19 protein-coding genes and 1 pseudogene are annotated in these 14,891 nt (G+C 64.2%); 12 read left to right on the top strand and 8 right to left on the bottom strand.

The features are described from left to right. Nucleotides 1–30: 30 nt before the first annotated feature. On the top strand, nt 31–996 hold the full coding sequence (locus tag ACUJB0_RS23785) for a PfkB family carbohydrate kinase (RefSeq protein ID WP_444847382.1): 966 nt from the start codon (nt 31–33) through the stop codon (nt 994–996). Continuing rightward, nucleotides 993–2,330, top strand: coding sequence for an MFS transporter (locus tag ACUJB0_RS23780; RefSeq protein ID WP_444847381.1), 1,338 nt, complete (start codon nt 993–995; stop codon nt 2,328–2,330). The genes ACUJB0_RS23785 and ACUJB0_RS23780 overlap by 4 nt, the downstream gene beginning before the upstream one ends. Here the strand turns inward: ACUJB0_RS23780 and bfr are convergent. After that, nucleotides 2,327–2,800, bottom strand: a complete 474-nt coding sequence (gene bfr, locus ACUJB0_RS23775) for a bacterioferritin (RefSeq protein WP_444847380.1) — start codon at nt 2,798–2,800, stop codon at nt 2,327–2,329. The genes ACUJB0_RS23780 and bfr overlap by 4 nt on opposite strands. A gap of 162 nt (nt 2,801–2,962) precedes the next feature. Here bfr and ACUJB0_RS23770 point away from each other — a divergent pair, with 162 nt between their 5' ends. Then, a complete protein-coding gene (locus ACUJB0_RS23770; protein WP_444847379.1) occupies nt 2,963–3,643 on the top strand; it encodes a Fe2+-dependent dioxygenase in 681 nt (226 codons plus the stop codon). 66 nt (nt 3,644–3,709) lie between these two features. Further along, nucleotides 3,710–4,234: a pyridoxamine 5'-phosphate oxidase family protein gene (locus ACUJB0_RS23765; protein ID WP_444847378.1), complete on the top strand. Its 525-nt coding sequence runs from the start codon at nt 3,710–3,712 to the stop codon at nt 4,232–4,234. 4 nt (nt 4,235–4,238) lie between these two features. On the opposite strand, the gene ACUJB0_RS23760 is transcribed toward ACUJB0_RS23765, so the two are convergent. After that, on the bottom strand, nt 4,239–4,955 hold the full coding sequence (locus tag ACUJB0_RS23760; protein ID WP_444847377.1) for an energy transducer TonB: 717 nt from the start codon (nt 4,953–4,955) through the stop codon (nt 4,239–4,241). A 20-nt stretch (nt 4,956–4,975) separates the two neighbouring features. Beyond that, complete coding sequence (locus tag ACUJB0_RS23755; RefSeq protein ID WP_161083573.1) at nt 4,976–5,191, bottom strand: (2Fe-2S)-binding protein; 216 nt, start codon at nt 5,189–5,191, stop codon at nt 4,976–4,978. Nucleotides 5,192–5,438: 247 nt separating this feature from the next. Here ACUJB0_RS23755 and ACUJB0_RS23750 point away from each other — a divergent pair, with 247 nt between their 5' ends. From ACUJB0_RS23750 to ACUJB0_RS23730, 5 genes are all read left to right on the top strand, one after another. Beyond that, on the top strand, nt 5,439–5,717 hold the full coding sequence (locus ACUJB0_RS23750) for a FeoA family protein (protein WP_161083574.1): 279 nt from the start codon (nt 5,439–5,441) through the stop codon (nt 5,715–5,717). Between the two features lie 3 nt (nt 5,718–5,720). After that, nucleotides 5,721–7,622: a ferrous iron transporter B gene (gene feoB, locus ACUJB0_RS23745; protein WP_444847376.1), complete on the top strand. Its 1,902-nt coding sequence runs from the start codon at nt 5,721–5,723 to the stop codon at nt 7,620–7,622. Between the two features lie 2 nt (nt 7,623–7,624). Next, complete coding sequence (locus ACUJB0_RS23740; protein ID WP_444847375.1) at nt 7,625–7,900, top strand: DUF6587 family protein; 276 nt, start codon at nt 7,625–7,627, stop codon at nt 7,898–7,900. A gap of 98 nt (nt 7,901–7,998) precedes the next feature. Next, a complete protein-coding gene (locus tag ACUJB0_RS23735) occupies nt 7,999–8,268 on the top strand; it encodes a BrnT family toxin (protein ID WP_444847374.1) in 270 nt (89 codons plus the stop codon). Beyond that, the gene (locus ACUJB0_RS23730; protein ID WP_444847373.1) at nt 8,252–8,548 is read left to right on the top strand and encodes a BrnA antitoxin family protein; all 297 of its coding nucleotides are present in this window, start codon (nt 8,252–8,254) and stop codon (nt 8,546–8,548) included. The genes ACUJB0_RS23735 and ACUJB0_RS23730 overlap by 17 nt, the downstream gene beginning before the upstream one ends. On the opposite strand, the gene ACUJB0_RS23725 is transcribed toward ACUJB0_RS23730, so the two are convergent. Next, the gene (locus ACUJB0_RS23725) at nt 8,545–10,155 is read right to left on the bottom strand and encodes an FMN-binding glutamate synthase family protein (RefSeq protein WP_444847372.1); all 1,611 of its coding nucleotides are present in this window, start codon (nt 10,153–10,155) and stop codon (nt 8,545–8,547) included. The two genes, ACUJB0_RS23730 and ACUJB0_RS23725, sit on opposite strands and share 4 nt — an antisense overlap. A gap of 147 nt (nt 10,156–10,302) precedes the next feature. On the opposite strand from ACUJB0_RS23725, the gene ACUJB0_RS23720 reads away from it, so the two are divergent. After that, on the top strand, nt 10,303–10,974 hold the full coding sequence (locus ACUJB0_RS23720) for a glutathione S-transferase (RefSeq protein ID WP_444847371.1): 672 nt from the start codon (nt 10,303–10,305) through the stop codon (nt 10,972–10,974). Between the two features lie 182 nt (nt 10,975–11,156). Here the strand turns inward: ACUJB0_RS23720 and ACUJB0_RS23715 are convergent. Together ACUJB0_RS23715 and ACUJB0_RS23710 are read right to left on the bottom strand one after the other, a co-directional pair. After that, nucleotides 11,157–11,366 (bottom strand): annotated as a pseudogene (locus ACUJB0_RS23715) (PIN domain-containing protein); the annotation flags it as partial. Nucleotides 11,367–11,368: 2 nt separating this feature from the next. Then, nucleotides 11,369–11,602 carry a hypothetical protein gene (locus tag ACUJB0_RS23710; protein ID WP_444847370.1) on the bottom strand — a complete coding sequence of 78 codons (234 nt, stop codon included), beginning with the start codon at nt 11,600–11,602 and terminating at the stop codon, nt 11,369–11,371. A 129-nt stretch (nt 11,603–11,731) separates the two neighbouring features. Here ACUJB0_RS23710 and ACUJB0_RS23705 point away from each other — a divergent pair, with 129 nt between their 5' ends. Further along, on the top strand, nt 11,732–12,508 hold the full coding sequence (locus ACUJB0_RS23705) for a 5'-3' exonuclease (RefSeq protein WP_444847369.1): 777 nt from the start codon (nt 11,732–11,734) through the stop codon (nt 12,506–12,508). Nucleotides 12,509–12,538: 30 nt separating this feature from the next. Beyond that, nucleotides 12,539–12,985: a response regulator gene (locus ACUJB0_RS23700; RefSeq protein ID WP_444847368.1), complete on the top strand. Its 447-nt coding sequence runs from the start codon at nt 12,539–12,541 to the stop codon at nt 12,983–12,985. A gap of 10 nt (nt 12,986–12,995) precedes the next feature. Here the strand turns inward: ACUJB0_RS23700 and mnmA are convergent, their stop codons facing one another. Then, nucleotides 12,996–14,102, bottom strand: coding sequence for a tRNA 2-thiouridine(34) synthase MnmA (gene mnmA / locus ACUJB0_RS23695; RefSeq protein WP_444847367.1), 1,107 nt, complete (start codon nt 14,100–14,102; stop codon nt 12,996–12,998). A 7-nt stretch (nt 14,103–14,109) separates the two neighbouring features. Beyond that, nucleotides 14,110–14,607 (bottom strand): NUDIX hydrolase, encoded by a 498-nt coding sequence (locus tag ACUJB0_RS23690; protein WP_117014137.1) that lies wholly within the window; start codon nt 14,605–14,607, stop codon nt 14,110–14,112. Nucleotides 14,608–14,891 lie beyond the last annotated feature (284 nt).

Genomic DNA, 14,891 nt, shown 5'->3' with positions numbered 1-14,891 from the left:
GAATCGCCCAAACAGGGCGTGGAGACAAGCATGACCCAACAAACCATCGCCGTATTCGGCGAAGCGCTGGTCGACGATTTCATCACCGAGCAGGTTGTCGGCGGTGCGCCGTTCAACGTCGCGCGTAATCTGGCCGCCTTCGGCGTGGCGACGCTGATGGTCACCCGCATCGGCATGGACAAGAACGGCGCCCTGGTGCGCAACGAGTTCGAACGCTTCGATATGAGCGAGGCGGGCCTGCAGCTCGATCCGCAAGAGGCCACCGGCCGCGTGGTGGTCGAGCGCAACGCGCAGGGCCACCGCTTCATCATCCTGCCCGACCAGGCCTACGATTATGTGGAAACCGCGCCGGCGCTGACGGCGTTGGCGCAGGCCGCGCCAGGCACGATCTACTTCGGCACCATGGCGCAGCGGCACGAGCGCTCTCGCGCGGCGCTGCGGGCGATGCTTGACGCATCGGCCGCGTTCAACGTCCAGCGCTACCTGGACCTGAATGTGCGCGATGGCCAGGTGACCGAGCGCTGCGCCTTCGAGTCGCTGCACCTGGCGGACATCGTCAAGGTCAACGAGGACGAGCTGAAGGACCTGTTCAGCTGGTACACCCACACCAAGCCTGGCACCAAGGCCATCGACAGCGCCGAGATGGTGGACGCCTGCCAGGCGCTGATGCGCATCTTCACGCTGAAGGGATTGATCGTCACGCTGGGCGAGCGCGGCGCGCTGTACTTCGGCGCCGACGGCACGGTCATCGCCAACCAGGACTGCCACGCGCCGGTACGCATCGTCGACACGGTGGGCGCGGGCGACGCCTTCTCCGCCGTGTTCCTGTTCGGGCAGTCGCAGGGCTGGCCGGTCAGCCTGACGCTGGCGCGCGCCAACGCCTTCGCCGGCGCCATTTGCGGCATCTCCGGCGCGGTGCCGGCCGATATCGCGTTCTACCAGCCGTGGATCGCGGCCTGGCGCGGCGACGCGGTCATGCCCGGAGCCGTCGCATGAAGCCGCGGCTGTCGTTCTGGCAGATCGTGAATATGAACATCGGCTTCTTCGGCATCCAGTTCAGTTTCGGCCTGCAGCAGAGCAGCATGAGCCCCATCTACAAATACCTGGGCGCGGACGAGGCCAGCCTGCCCTACCTGTGGCTGGCCGGGCCGATGACCGGCCTGCTGGTGCAGCCGCTGATCGGCGCCATGAGCGACCGCACGGTCACGCGCTGGGGACGGCGCACGCCGTACTTCCTGATCGGCGCCATCCTGTGCAGCCTTGGCCTGCTGGCGATGCCGTTCAGTCCCACGTTGTGGATGGCGGCCAGCCTGCTGTGGATACTGGACGCGGCCAACAACGTGACGATGGAGCCGTACCGCGCCTTCGTCAGCGACAAGCTCGATCCGTCGCAGCATTCGCTCGGCTTCCTGACGCAGAGCGCCTTCACGGGACTGGGGCAGACGCTGGCCTACCTGACGCCGTCGCTGCTGGTGTGGATGGGCATGAACAAGGATGCCGTCAACGGCAGCCATATTCCGCACATCGTCATCGTGGCGTTCCTGATCGGCGCGGTGTTCTCGATTTCCTCGGTGCTGTGGACCTTGAAGACCACGCCCGAGCATCCGCTCAGCGGCGAGGAGCTGGCGCAGATCCGCGCGCGGCCGGCCGGCTGGCGCCACACGCTGGGCGACATCGCCAGCGCGGTGCGCGAGATGCCGCCGACGATGAAGCAGCTGGCCTGGGTCAAGCTGTTCCAGTGGTATGCGATGTTCTGCTATTGGCAGTACATCATGCTGTCGCTGTCGACCACCATCTACGGCACCACCGACCAGGCCTCGCAAGGCTTCCGCGACGCCGGCCTGCTGGCGGGGCAGGTGGGGGCGTTCTACAACTTCATCGCGTTCGTGGGTGCGCTGGCGCTGGTGCCGTTCACGCGCCGCCATGGACCCAAGATCACGCACAGCGTTTGCCTGGCGCTGGCCGGCATCGGCATGCTGGCGATCCCGATGATCCACACCCCGGCGCTGCTGTTCGTGCCGATGGTGGGCATCGGGCTGGCGTGGGCCAGCATCATGGGCAATCCGTATGTGATGCTGGCGGGCTGCATACCGCCGGAGCGCACCGGCGTCTACATGGGCATCTTCAACATGTTCATCGTGATCCCGATGATCATCCAGATCTTCACGCTGCCGCTGTACTACCGCAGCCTGCTGGGCGGGAATCCGGAGAACGTGATCCGCCTGGCCGGAGGCCTGATGCTGTGCGGCGCGCTGGCCGTGCTGGCGGTGAAAATAAAAAAGCCGCAGGCTGTGAGTCCGCGGCTTTCTGAAGAGGCCAGGACGGCTTAGTCGTCGTTCATCTGGCTTTGCAGGTAGTTCTGGATGCCGACCTTGCCGATCAGGTCCAGCTGCGTTTCGAGCCAGTCGATGTGTTCTTCGGTGTCTTCCAAAATCATCAGCAGCAGGTCGCGCGACACGTAGTCGGCGGCCTTCTCCGCGGCGGCGATGCCTTCCTTGACGGTGATCTGCGCGCCCTTTTCCAGCTTCAGGTCGCAGCCGATCATCTCTTCGGTGTTCTCGCCGATCATGATCTTGTGCATGGCTTGCAGGTTGGGCAGGCCGTCCAGCATCAGGATGCGGTCGATCAGTTTGTCGGCGTGCTTCATTTCGCCGATCGATTCTTCGTATTCCTTCTTCGCGATCTTCTCGAAACCCCAGTGACGGTACATGCGCGAGTGCAGGAAGTACTGGTTGATGGCGGTGAGTTCGTTGGTCAGCTGAGCGTTCAGCAGGCGAATAACTTCTGGGTCACCCTTCATGGGATGCTTTCTAAAATGGTGGTGGAATACTGACATTTTGCCACGAACGCCGTGCTCGCGTGGCCCGATGCGTGCAAAGTGTACCAATATCGGCGGAGTGAGATTGTTGGCGCAAATGAAAACAATTAACATTCCCATATCGCCAAGTTGAAAGGACGCCTCATGATGCTGCATATCCCCGCCGTGCTGACCAAGCCGCAGGTGCAGGAATTCCGCCACCGCCTGGCGCAGGCCGAGTGGGTGGACGGCCGCGCCACGGCCGGCGCGCAGAGCACGCAGGTCAAGCGCAACCGCCAGTTGCCGGAGCTGTCTCCACTGGCGCAGGAGCTGGGCGCCTTCATCACGCAGGCGCTGGCCAACCATCCGCTGTTCTTCGCGGCGGTGCTGCCGCTGCGCATACTGCCGCCTTACTTCAACAGCTACACGGGCGGCGAGCATTACGGCATGCATATCGACGGCGCCATCCGCATGCGGCCCGGCACGGCCAACGCGATGCGGGCCGACGTGTCGTCGACCTTGTTTCTCAGCGAGCCAGAGGAGTATGACGGCGGCGAGTTGATCGTCAGCGACGCCTACGGCACGCACGAGGTCAAGCTGGCGGCGGGCGACCTGATCGTCTATCCGGCCAGCAGCGTGCACCGGGTGGCGCCGGTCACGCGCGGCGAACGGGTGGCGGCCTTCCTGTGGAGCCAGAGCATGGTGCGCGACGATGCCAAGCGCGGCATGTTGTTCGAGCTGGACCAGAACATCCAGAAGCTGCGCGCCGCGCACGGTGACGACGCCATCGCGGTGGACCTGACCGGCCACTATCACAACCTGCTGCGCATGTGGGCCGAAGTGTGAGGCAACCCACCGAGGTTTGACAGCGTCAGGGGTAGGATGACGGTTCAGCCATCACGGAGAGCCGCCATGGATTCCAGTACCGAGCACCACCATCAGGACTTGATCGGCGAGGACGCCGTCAGGAAGATTCGCGACTTTGTCGACAGTTCGCCGGGCTGCTTCTTCTGCACCAGCGACGTGGACGGTGGCCCCGGCGACGCGCGGCCGATGACCGCCTTGCAGGTCGATACGCTGGGTAACCTGTGGTTCGTCAGCGCCAGCGACAGCCTGAAGAACCTGGAGCTGGCGGCCGAGCCGTCGGCCACGCTGTATTTCCAGGGCGCCGGCAACGCCGAGTACATGCACCTGGAGGGCATCGCCACGGTGCTGCGCGATCCGGTCAAGCTGAAGGAGTTGTGGAGCTTTACGATGAAGACCTGGTTCGCCGGCGGCGAGGACGATCCGCGCATCACCTTGATCAAGTTCGCGCCGACCTACGGCTACTATTGGGATACCCGGCACGGCCGCGCGGTGGCCAGCGTCAAGATGCTGCTCGGCGCCGTGCTCGGCAAGCCGCTCGACGACTCGGTCGAGGGCAGGCTGGACGTCTGAGTGATCAGCCCAGCTGGAAGTTGATCGGCACCAGCGCGTACACGGGCACGGGTTTGCCGTCTTCCATGTTGGGCTTGTACAGGGCGCGCAGCACGGCCTGGCGGCCGGCCTCGTCGAGGTTGCTGGAGCCGGACGACTTGTGGATCACCACTTGCTCGGCCTGGCCTTTTTCGCCGATCAGCACGCGCAGGATGACGGTGCCGCTCTCGCCCATGCGGCGCGAGATGCTGGGGTAGACCGGCTGTGGCGCGCGGATGTATTCGACGCCGGACACGGTTTTCGGCGCGGACGGCGCGGCCACATGGGCCGGTGCTGGCGGGGCCGGCGGCGCAGCCACGGCGACCGGCTCGCTCGGGCGCGGTTGCGGCGGCGGCACGGTGATGGTCGGCTCGGCCTGCACCACGTTCACCAGCGGAATCGGCGGGATGAAAGCGGGCGCCTGGCGCACCACCGGCACGGTCTTGGGCGGCGGCGGGGACGGCTTGAGCGGCTCCGGCGACGCGACAAAGGTGACGTTGACTACTTGCGGCAGGATGGCGTGCGACACCTGGCGCAGCATTCCCGACTGGAACATGTAAAACCCGAACGCGTGCACCATGACGATGGCGGCCAGCGGCGCGAACTTGCGCCCGCGCGCCTGCCATTGCTGCTTGAGGAGGGCGGCCAGGCCGCTGTCGTCCGCCGCCGGCGTCGCCGCGCGGCCATAGCTCAGTGTGTTCATCGGAGTAGTTTGCTTGCTGCTTAGTTGGTGAAAACCGGGCGCTTCAGGACGGTTTCCTGGATCTGGGCGGTGGCCGCCAGATGCTCGTTCAGGATTTCCTCGGCGCAGGCAAAGCACTGCCCGCAGCAGGTGGACACGCCCAGGTCGCGGCGCAATTCTTCCATCGAGGTCAATCCCAATTCCACGGCTTGACGGATTTCACGATCAGATATGTTGTTGCAGACACATACAATCATCGATACACCTTCTGGCTAGGCTGTACAAAAAGAATGAACTGACATGATTGCGTGTTAGCTACTTAATGCGAATCATTATCATTAATCGTATACTGCCTCAAGTTTGAGCGGGATGCAAGCGCAAATAGAAGTAATTCGCATTACCGTTTATAATGCTACTATCTTATTTCCGGCCAGAACGCGATCTTGCAGTTCGCCGGCAAGCCGCCGCGGCCTTGGCCGGGCGGCGATTTGAACGGACTTTGCCATGACGCATGCAGCTCCCCTGATCACCCTCGATACCCTGACGGTCGGCGACAGCGCCACCGTGGTGCACATCGCCCCCGGCGACGCGGCGCACGACGGCCCTATGCTGGCGCGCCGCCTGATGGAGCTGGGCTTCGTGCCGGGCGAAAAAATCCGCATGCTCAAGCGCGGCATGCCGGGCGGCGAGCCGCTGGCGATCAAGGTCGGCAACTCCACCTTCGCGCTGCGCCGCTTCGAGGCGGCGCTGGTGTCGGTTCAACCATCGATCCAGCCGGAATAAGCCATGGGTGCAGCTGATATCGCGGCGCCGCTGGCGCCGGTCCTGTCGAAGACGCCGATGGTGGCCTTGCTGGGCAATCCGAATTGCGGCAAGACCGCATTGTTCAACCGCCTGACCGGCGCGCGCCAGAAGGTGGCCAACTACGCCGGCGTGACCATCGAGCGCAAGGAAGGCTCGTTCACTTCGCCGGAAGGCCGCGCCTTCCGCGTGCTGGACCTGCCGGGCGCCTACAGCCTGTCGGCCCACACGCCGGACGAGGCCATCACGCGCGACGTGGTGGCCGGCCTGCGCGCGGGCGAGCAGTCGCCGGACGTGGTGGTGTGCGTGGTCAACGCCACCAACCTGCGCCTGAACCTGCGGCTGGTGCTGGAGATCAAGCGCCTCGGCTTGCCGATGATCCTGGCGCTGAACATGGTCGACGTGGCCAAGAAGCGCGGCATCGAGATCGACGCCGCGCGCCTGGCGCAGGAACTGGAGATGCCGGTGGTGGAGACGGTGGCGGTGCAGGCCGGCGGCGAGAAGTCGCTGCTGCGCGCGCTCGACGGCATGTGGCCGCTGCACGAGGTCAAGCCGGCGTCGCTGTCGGCGATCGACGCGGTCGGCGTTGAGGACACGCAGCGCGAGGTGCGCCGCATCCTGGCGCTGGTCAGCAGCGACGCGCGCGACACCGGCAACCTGACCGAGAAGATTGACAACGTGGTGCTGCATCCGGTGCTCGGCCCGGTGATCCTGGCGGTGCTGATGTTCCTGGTGTTCCAGGCGGTGTTCAGCTGGGCCAATGTGCCGATGGATATGATCAAGGCTGGCGTCGACAGCGTCGGCGGCCTGCTCAAGGGCGCGATGGCGGACGGCTTGCTGCGCAGCCTGCTGGTGGAAGGCATTTTGGGCGGGGCCGGCAGCGTGCTGGTGTTCCTGCCGCAGATTCTGATTCTGTTCTTCTTCATCCTGATCCTGGAGGACTGCGGCTACCTGCCGCGCGCGGCCTTCCTGCTGGACCGGCTGATGGGCGGCGTCGGCCTGTCGGGACGCGCCTTCATTCCGCTGTTGTCGAGCTTTGCGTGCGCGATCCCCGGCATCATGGCGGCGCGCACCATCCAGAATCCGCGCGACCGGCTGGTGACGATCATGATCGCGCCGCTGATGACGTGCTCGGCGCGCTTGCCGGTGTATGCGCTGATCATCGCGGCCTTTATCCCCGAGCGCGAAGTGGGCGGCTTCATGAGCCTGCAGGGCCTGGTACTGTTCGCGCTGTACTTCGCCGGCATCGCGTCGGCGATGGCGGTGGCGTATTTCATGAAGCGCACCATGGGCTCGAACCACAAGCAGCCGCTGATGCTGGAGCTGCCGGCGTATCACTGGCCGCACCTGCAGAACCTGGCGCTGGGCTTGTGGGAACGCTGCAAGATCTTCCTGTCGCGCGTGGGCACGATCATTTTGACCTTGATGGTGCTGTTGTGGTTCCTGAGCTCCTTCCCCGGCGCGCCTGAAGGGGCGACGCATCCGGCCATCTATTACAGCATGGCCGGCATGCTGGGTCGCGGGCTGGAATATGTGTTCGCGCCGATCGGCTTCAACTGGCAGATCTGCATTGCGCTGGTGCCGGGCCTGGCCGCGCGCGAGGTGGCGGTGGGGGCGCTGGGCACGGTGTACGCGTTGTCGCAGAGTGGCGAGGAGTTGGCGCAGTCGCTGACGCCGATCATCGCCAGCTCGTGGACCTTGCCGACCGCCTTGTCGCTGCTGGCGTGGTATGTGTTCGCGCCGCAGTGCATGTCGACGCTGAGCGTGGTGCGGCGCGAGACCAACAGCATCCGCTATCCGCTGATGATGGCCGGTTATATGTTCGCGCTGGCGTACACGGCGTCGTTCCTGACGTATCGTATTTCCTTGTTCTTCATCGGAGGCTGAGCATGTGGCAGCAAGTGATCGTGGCGGTGATTGTGGTGGCGGCGCTGGGGCATTTCTGCACCAAGTATTTGCCGGCGGCCTTGCGCAGACAGATCGTCTATGTGCTGTCGCGGCGCGGCTTCGACCAGAATAAACTGGCTAAACTGTTTAACACGAAATCGAGCTGCGGCGACGGCTGCGCCAGCTGCGGCTCGTGCGAAACCACGCCATCGGCATCGTCCGACGCGCCCACCTCCGCGCCGCTCAAGCGCGTCATCATGCTGCGCGTGCAGCGCTAGTTCCTGCCCCTCTGCGCCGGCGCAAACGCGCCGGCCACAGCCTGTTTAATCTATCCGCATAGTGGTTGATTTCTTAATCTTTGCGGATAAGATGAAACATGGTGATCACCTTCGATCCCAAGAAAGACAAGCTCAACCAGCGCAAGCACGGCATATCGCTGTCTGCGGCGTCGGCGTTTGACTGGGACAACGCTGTCATCTGGATAGATCAGCGCTATCACTACTCAGAAGTCCGGGAATGTGCAATAGGGTTGATCGGTCATCGTTTGTTTCAGGTGACCTTCGTTGATCGTGGTCGCGAACGTCGAATTATTAGTTTGCGCAAGGCAAACGGAGGCGAGGAGATATCGTATGTTGGACAAAAGTAAGATCATTTTTTCGACGCCGGAAGAGGACGCGGCAATCACCGCCGCAGCCTTATCCGATCCCGATGCGTTGCCGATGACGGAAGAGCAGCTGGCGCAATTTCGCCCGTGGCGCTTGCGCTTGTTGCCGCCTGCGGATGCGCCCAAGGTGAAGATCAGCATCGACTACGATGTAGACCTGATCGACGTCTTCAGGAAAACCGGCGAGGGGTGGGAGCTGGGCATCAACGCTGTATTGCGGGAATGGGCGATCCGTCGCGGCTATCTGCCGTACCCGGATTAGCAAACCGGATTGAACGACTCCGCCTGCGCCATCGGCCAGTACAGGCCGAACACCGGCGGCAGGCGTGACAGCTGGCTCGGGTCGAGCAGCTCGCCCGGCTCCAGGTAGGGCAGCAGCGCCGACGCCAGCTTGACCTGGTTGGGCGAGATGCGCCGCACCAGATGATGCGCCTTCAGCTGCGACGGGTGCGTCAGGCCGGCGGCGGCGATCAATTGGGCCAGCGCCTTCAACGTGTTCTCGTGGAAGTTGGCGACGCGCCGGGTCTTGTCCGGCACCACCAGCGCGCGCTGGCGGGCGTGGTCCTGGGTGGCGACGCCGGTCGGGCAGCGGTCGGTGTGGCAGCTCTGCGACTGGATGCAGCCCAGCGCAAACATGAAGCCGCGCGCCGAGTTGCACCAGTCCGCGCCCAGCGCCAGGGTGCGGGCGATGTCGAAGGCGGTGATGATCTTGCCCGAGGCGCCGATCTTGATCTTGTCGCGCAGGTTGGCGCCCACCAGCGTGTTGTGCACCAAGAGCAGCGCTTCCTGCAGCGGCGTGCCGATGTGGTCGGTGAACTCGACCGGCGCGGCGCCGGTGCCGCCCTCGCCGCCGTCGACCACGATGAAGTCGGGCGTGATGCCGGTGGCCAGCATGGCCTTGACGATGCCGAAAAATTCCCACGGATGGCCAATCGCCAGCTTGAAGCCGGTCGGCTTGCCGCCCGACAGCGTGCGCAGGCGGTCGATGAAGGCCAGCATCTCCAGCGGCGTGTTGAAGGCCGAGTGCTTCGAAGGCGAGATGCAGTCCTGGCCCATGGCCACGCCGCGCGTGGTGGCGATTTCGATCGTGACCTTGGCGCCCGGCAGCACGCCGCCGTGGCCGGGCTTGGCGCCCTGCGACATCTTCAGCTCGATCATCTTGACCTGCGGCGTGGTGGCGTTGGCGATGAAGTTCGCCTCCGAGAACGTGCCGTCGGGGTTGCGGCAGCCGAAGTAGCCGGAGCCGATCTCCCACACCAGGTCGCCGCCGTTCTGGCGGTGGTAGGGGCTGATGCTGCCTTCGCCGGTGTCGTGCATGAAGCCGCCGGCCTTGGCGCCGCCGTTGAGCGCCAGGATGGCGTTGGCCGACAGCGCGCCAAAGCTCATCGCCGAGATGTTGAACACGCTGGCCGAGTAGGGCTGGGCGCGCGGGCAGTCCGGGTGGTTGCCGATCTCGATGCGGAAGTCGTGGTGCTGCTCGGACGCCGGGCTGATCGAGTGGTTGATCCATTCATAGCCGGGGGCGTAGACGTCGAGCTGGGTGCCGAAGGGGCGCTTGTCGGTGTCCATCTTGGCGCGCTGGTAGACGATGCTGCGCTGGTTGCGCGAGAACGGCTCGGCCACGGTGTCGTCCTCCAGGAAGTACTGGCGGATCTCGGGGCGGATCGATTCGAAGAAGAAGCGGAAGTGCGCCAGGATCGGGTAGTTGCGGCGCAGCGCGCGTTTGGTTTGCAGCAGGTCTGTGATGCCGACCACGGTCAGCGCGGCGGCCGTCAGCGGGATCCACCAGGGCGCGGCCAGGGCCAGCGAGGCCACCAGCGTGACGATGGCGGCGATGAAGACGAGGTAACGCGGGGACAACAGGTTCATGGACACTCCGGTGGGCGGCTGATGGCGCAGTGTACTGCTGTTCCTCCCGGGAATCCATCGCTCTCTGGCCGGAGGCGCGCAAGGTTGCCAACGATGCTAAAGTAGCGGGGTTGCGGCGCTCGGCCGCGTTTTTGCGGGAAGCTCACCATGATCGTGGTCCACCATCTGAACAATTCGCGCTCGCAGCGCGTGCTCTGGCTGCTCGAGGAGCTGGAGCTGGACTACGAGATCGTGCGCTACCAGCGCGACCCGAAGACCATGCTGGCGCCGCCCGAGCTGCGCGCCATCCACCCGCTGGGCAAGTCGCCGGTGATCAGCGACGGCGACATCGTGGTGGCGGAGTCGGGCGCGATCATCGAGTACCTGGTGGAGACCTACGGCCATGGCCGGCTGGTGCCGCCGGCCGGCACCGAGGAGCGCCGCCGCTGGACGTATTTCCTGCATTACGCGGAAGGCTCGGCGATGGCGCCGTTGCTGATGAAGCTGATCTTCGACCGGGTGGAGAACAGTCCGGCGCCGTTCTTCGTCAAGCCGATCGCGCGCGGCATCGCGCAAAAGGTCAAGGGCGGCTACATCGAGCCGCAGATCGCCGCGCACCTGGATTACCTGGAGGCGGAGTTGAGCAAGCGGCCGTGGTTCGCCGGCGCCGAGTTCAGCGCGGCCGATATCCAGATGAGTTTTCCGCTGGAGGCGGCCGCCGCGCGCGCGGGGCTGGACGCCAGCCGTCCCAACCTGACCGCCTTCCTCAAGCGCATCCACAGCCGCCCGGCGTTCCAGCGCGCGCTCGAGCGCGGCGGGCCGTACGAACTGCTGAAGTAAGGCGCTGCCAGATGGTTTGCACGTGCGGATAGGCTTGAATCTTCAGGTCCGCGGTCACGATGGGCACATTGAGCATCATGGCGGTGGTAACGATGATGCGGTGCCGGATCCTTGTGCAGACCCGGAGGGAGCTGAACGGACGTCACAGCGATTTCATTATCGACCGGAATGAAGCGCATGCGGTCGATTGCCTCCACCGCGGCCAGCCAACTGGCAAGGTCCAGCGGCAGTCTTAGTCGATTGTGCTCGACCAGCAAGGCAATTTCCCAGAACGAGAAAGCGGATATGCCAATTTTACCGCCTTGCGCTTCTTGCGCTATGGCGGCCCTGGCGTTTGGCGAGAGTCTGGCACTGCTGTCGCGCCACCAGATCAACGCATGCGTATCGAGCATGATCATTCGAATGGCTCATATCCGTCTGGCTCGAGTGGCGAGACGACGTCGCCATCGTTCAGTACCACGCCGCGCACCGGATCGTGCGTTATCGTGGGCCCCTGTTGGAACTTTCGTATTTCCATGACAGCCCGGCCATCCATCTCCACGTAGAGCGGTCCGCCGGACTCGATCAGGCGCCGGTAGATGGCGGGCGCCTGCTCCCTGAATTCCGATAGCGAAATAGCGATAAGCATGGTCGCCTCCATTGATCTGCGCATGCTCAAATCATAGGCCGATTCAAGGCGGATGCAATCCCGAATCGGACAAGGGGTGAGGCAGGTCGGGTAAAATGATGGATTGAACAAGCCCGGATGATGTTGAACATGGGTAGACTCCTTGCCATCGACGGCCTCAATATCGTGCGCCGCGTCTACGAAGCCAGCCCCGAACCCGATAGCGCCGAGAAGGCCGAGATCGCGCTGCGCCACGCGCTGTCCTCGTTCCGCAAACTGGTCAACGACCACGAACCCACCCACGTGCTGCCGGCCTTCGATTTCGGCGGCCCCACCTGGCGCCATGCGCTGTACGCCGGCTACCGCGAGGGCCGCGCGCCGATGCCGGCGCCGCTGCGCGAGGCGCTGCCGGCCTTCTACGACAAGCTGCGCGGCATCGGCCTGCATGTGGTGTCGCTGCCCGAGGTCGAGGCCGACGACGTGATCGGCACCGTGGTGCTGCGCTGGCTGGCCGACGGCCGCGGCGAGGCCACCGTGGCCACCACCGACAAGGACCTGCACGGCCTGATCGCGCAGGGCGCCCGCGTGTGGGACCACTTCAAAAGCGAGTGGCACGACCACGCCTGGGTCGAGCGCAAGTGGGGCGTGCCGCCCGAGCAGCTGCCGGACCTGCTGGCGCTGATGGGCGACCCCACCGACTCCATCCCCGGCGTGTCCAAGGTCGGCGTCAAGAAGGCGGCGCGACTGTTGCGTACATACGGCACTCTGGACGGGATCATGGCCGGGGCGGGCATTCTGAAGGACACGCTGGGCGAAACTCTACGAAAAGAACGCGAAATGCTGTATCTTTCGAAACAATTGGTGCAATTAAAAACGGACGTGCGGGTCGGCGTGAGCTGGAATATGCTGGCGTGGGACCGGAACTGAGCGCGCGCCCACTAAGACAAGGTTTGCAAGATGTTAAAAGCGGTCATTATCGACACCAGCGCGATCGCGCGCGGCCTGCTCAACACGGTCCTGCTCGATGGCGGCTATGACGTGGTGGGCCAGAGCCACACCTGCGCCAGCGGCCTGGCGCTGCTGATCAAGCATAATCCCCACATCGTCTGCATCGCCCGCGAGCAGATCGAGAACGGCGAGGACGTTGTGCGCGAGATCAAGACCAACTGGCCGAAGACGCTGATCTTCATGGTCTCGAGCGAATTCGACGCCGCCACCATCCAGGCCGCGCACGCGATGGGCGTGAACGGTTTCATCGTCAAGCCGTTCAAGGCCGACACGGTGCTCAACACGATACGCAATACGGTGATCGCCATGGTCAAGCGCCAGCGCGCGGCATTGGCCAGGGAGGCCGGCGCGCCGGACGCGCCCGAGGCCGAGGGCGGCGAGCCCTCCGCCGGCTAGTCCTTCCCCGTCAGGCGGCGAAGGTCGAGCTGTCGATGATGCCGCCGCCGAGGCAGACGTCGCCGTCGTACAGCACGGCCGACTGGCCCGGCGTCACCGCCCACTGGGCTTCCATGAACTTCAACGCGAAATCGGAATCGCCTTCCGGGGCGATCTCGCACGCCACGTCGGCCTGGCGGTAGCGGGTCTTGGCCGACATCGCGCGCGCGGTCGGCGCCTCGCCGGCGATCCAGCTGGCCTGGTCTGCGCGCAAGGTCGACGACAGCAGCCACGGATGGTCGTGGCCCTGCACGATGTACAGCGTGTTCTCGGCCACGTCCTTGCGCGCCACGTACCAGGCGTCGCTGCTGCCGTCCGGGTTCTTGTACGCCTTCATGCCGCCGACGCCGATGCCCTTGCGCTGGCCCAGCGTGTAGAAGCTCAGGCCCACGTGCTCGCCCACCACCTTGCCGTCCGGCGTCTTCATCGGGCCCGGCTTGTACGACAGGTAGCGGTTGAGGAATTCGCGGAACGGCCGCTCGCCGATGAAGCAGATGCCGGTCGAATCCTTCTTGGCCGCGTTGGGCAGGGCCAGCTTCTCGGCGATCTTGCGCACCTCGGTCTTGGGGATCTCGCCCAGCGGGAACAAGGTCTTGGACAACTGCGCCTGGTTGAGGCGGTGCAGGAAGTAGCTCTGGTCCTTGGTGTGGTCGACCGCCTTGAGCAGCTCGTGGCGGCCGCCGTTCTGGCGCACGCGCGCGTAGTGGCCGGTGGCGATCAGGTCGGCGCCCAGGTGCATCGCGTGGTCGAGGAAGGCCTTGAACTTGATCTCGGCGTTGCACAGCACGTCCGGGTTGGGCGTGCGGCCGGCCTGGTATTCGCGCAGGAAGTCGGCGAACACGCGGTCCTTGTATTCGCTGGCGAAGTTGACCGCCTCGATGTCGACGCCGATGACGTCGGCCACGCTGGCCGCGTCGATCCAGTCCTGGCGCGTGGAGCAGTACTCGGAGTCGTCGTCGTCTTCCCAGTTCTTCATGAACAGGCCGACCACGTCGTAGCCCTGTTCCTTGAGCATCCACGCCGCGACCGAGGAGTCGACCCCGCCTGACATGCCGATCACGACCTTTTTCTTGCTCATCTTACTTTCATCCATTCGCGGCGTTGGCCGCTTCCTTGTACACCGAGGTGTGGGTTTGTATCAGTTCCAGCGGGGCGCGGCGCCCGGCCAGGTATTCGTCCACGCATTGCAGCACCGTCGGGCTGCGGTGACGGTCGGCGCAGGCGGCCAGTTCGTCGCGCGTGAGCCACATGGTGCGCAGGATGCCTTCGTCCAGCGGACGGTCATGCTTGGCGCCCGGCACGCCGCAGAAGGTGAAGCGCAAATACGTCACTTCCTCGCCGGTGCGGTTGGAGGTGTAGCGCGACATGTACATGCCCACCAGCGCGGTCGGCGTGAAGTCGTGCGCGGTTTCCTCCAGCGTTTCGCGGATGACGGCCTGCTCCAGCGATTCGTGCGGGTCGAGGTGACCGGCCGGCTGGTTGATGCGGATGCCATCGCTGGTCTCTTCTTCGATCAGCAAGAATTTGCCATCTTTTTCGACGATGGCGGCAACAGTAACAGAGGGTTTCCAGATACGCGGCATGAGTCATCCTTGAAAGAGCCGACATTTTAGCCTGTTCCGGCCATTTGGTTTGAACCCGCCTGCACGGAAAGGTGGGTTCGTATTGAAATTTCGCAAGGTTTGTTGTGTTAATCCGTGTTTGACTGGCTGCCTTGCGAAAAATTCAGTGTTTTAACTGCAATTCGTGATAAATAGTAATAAATGATGTGATAAATGCGCTATTTATTGATAAATATATATTAAGTATGATGGGGCCAACGAGGGGCGATGCTGTCCCGGCATTCCGTGTTAGATTCTAGTCAGTT

It is taken from the genome of Duganella caerulea (genome assembly GCF_040362985.1).
Taxonomy (GTDB): Bacteria; Pseudomonadota; Gammaproteobacteria; order Burkholderiales; family Burkholderiaceae_D; genus Rugamonas; species Rugamonas vulcania.
The sequence above is the reverse complement of the archived record's forward strand: the minus strand, read 5'-3'. Positions and strand labels throughout refer to the sequence as shown.

Coding starts and splice junctions, on each gene's coding strand:
- ACUJB0_RS23785 (WP_444847382.1), top strand. CDS start 31: ATGACCCAACAAACCATCGCCGTATTCGGCGAAGCGCTGGTCGACGAT.
- ACUJB0_RS23780 (WP_444847381.1), top strand. CDS start 993: ATGAAGCCGCGGCTGTCGTTCTGGCAGATCGTGAATATGAACATCGGC.
- bfr (WP_444847380.1), bottom strand. CDS start 2,800: ATGAAGGGTGACCCAGAAGTTATTCGCCTGCTGAACGCTCAGCTGACC.
- ACUJB0_RS23770 (WP_444847379.1), top strand. CDS start 2,963: ATGATGCTGCATATCCCCGCCGTGCTGACCAAGCCGCAGGTGCAGGAA.
- ACUJB0_RS23765 (WP_444847378.1), top strand. CDS start 3,710: ATGGATTCCAGTACCGAGCACCACCATCAGGACTTGATCGGCGAGGAC.
- ACUJB0_RS23760 (WP_444847377.1), bottom strand. CDS start 4,955: ATGAACACACTGAGCTATGGCCGCGCGGCGACGCCGGCGGCGGACGAC.
- ACUJB0_RS23755 (WP_161083573.1), bottom strand. CDS start 5,191: ATGATTGTATGTGTCTGCAACAACATATCTGATCGTGAAATCCGTCAA.
- ACUJB0_RS23750 (WP_161083574.1), top strand. CDS start 5,439: ATGACGCATGCAGCTCCCCTGATCACCCTCGATACCCTGACGGTCGGC.
- feoB (WP_444847376.1), top strand. CDS start 5,721: ATGGGTGCAGCTGATATCGCGGCGCCGCTGGCGCCGGTCCTGTCGAAG.
- ACUJB0_RS23740 (WP_444847375.1), top strand. CDS start 7,625: ATGTGGCAGCAAGTGATCGTGGCGGTGATTGTGGTGGCGGCGCTGGGG.
- ACUJB0_RS23735 (WP_444847374.1), top strand. CDS start 7,999: ATGGTGATCACCTTCGATCCCAAGAAAGACAAGCTCAACCAGCGCAAG.
- ACUJB0_RS23730 (WP_444847373.1), top strand. CDS start 8,252: ATGTTGGACAAAAGTAAGATCATTTTTTCGACGCCGGAAGAGGACGCG.
- ACUJB0_RS23725 (WP_444847372.1), bottom strand. CDS start 10,155: ATGAACCTGTTGTCCCCGCGTTACCTCGTCTTCATCGCCGCCATCGTC.
- ACUJB0_RS23720 (WP_444847371.1), top strand. CDS start 10,303: ATGATCGTGGTCCACCATCTGAACAATTCGCGCTCGCAGCGCGTGCTC.
- ACUJB0_RS23710 (WP_444847370.1), bottom strand. CDS start 11,602: ATGCTTATCGCTATTTCGCTATCGGAATTCAGGGAGCAGGCGCCCGCC.
- ACUJB0_RS23705 (WP_444847369.1), top strand. CDS start 11,732: ATGGGTAGACTCCTTGCCATCGACGGCCTCAATATCGTGCGCCGCGTC.
- ACUJB0_RS23700 (WP_444847368.1), top strand. CDS start 12,539: ATGTTAAAAGCGGTCATTATCGACACCAGCGCGATCGCGCGCGGCCTG.
- mnmA (WP_444847367.1), bottom strand. CDS start 14,102: ATGAGCAAGAAAAAGGTCGTGATCGGCATGTCAGGCGGGGTCGACTCC.
- ACUJB0_RS23690 (WP_117014137.1), bottom strand. CDS start 14,607: ATGCCGCGTATCTGGAAACCCTCTGTTACTGTTGCCGCCATCGTCGAA.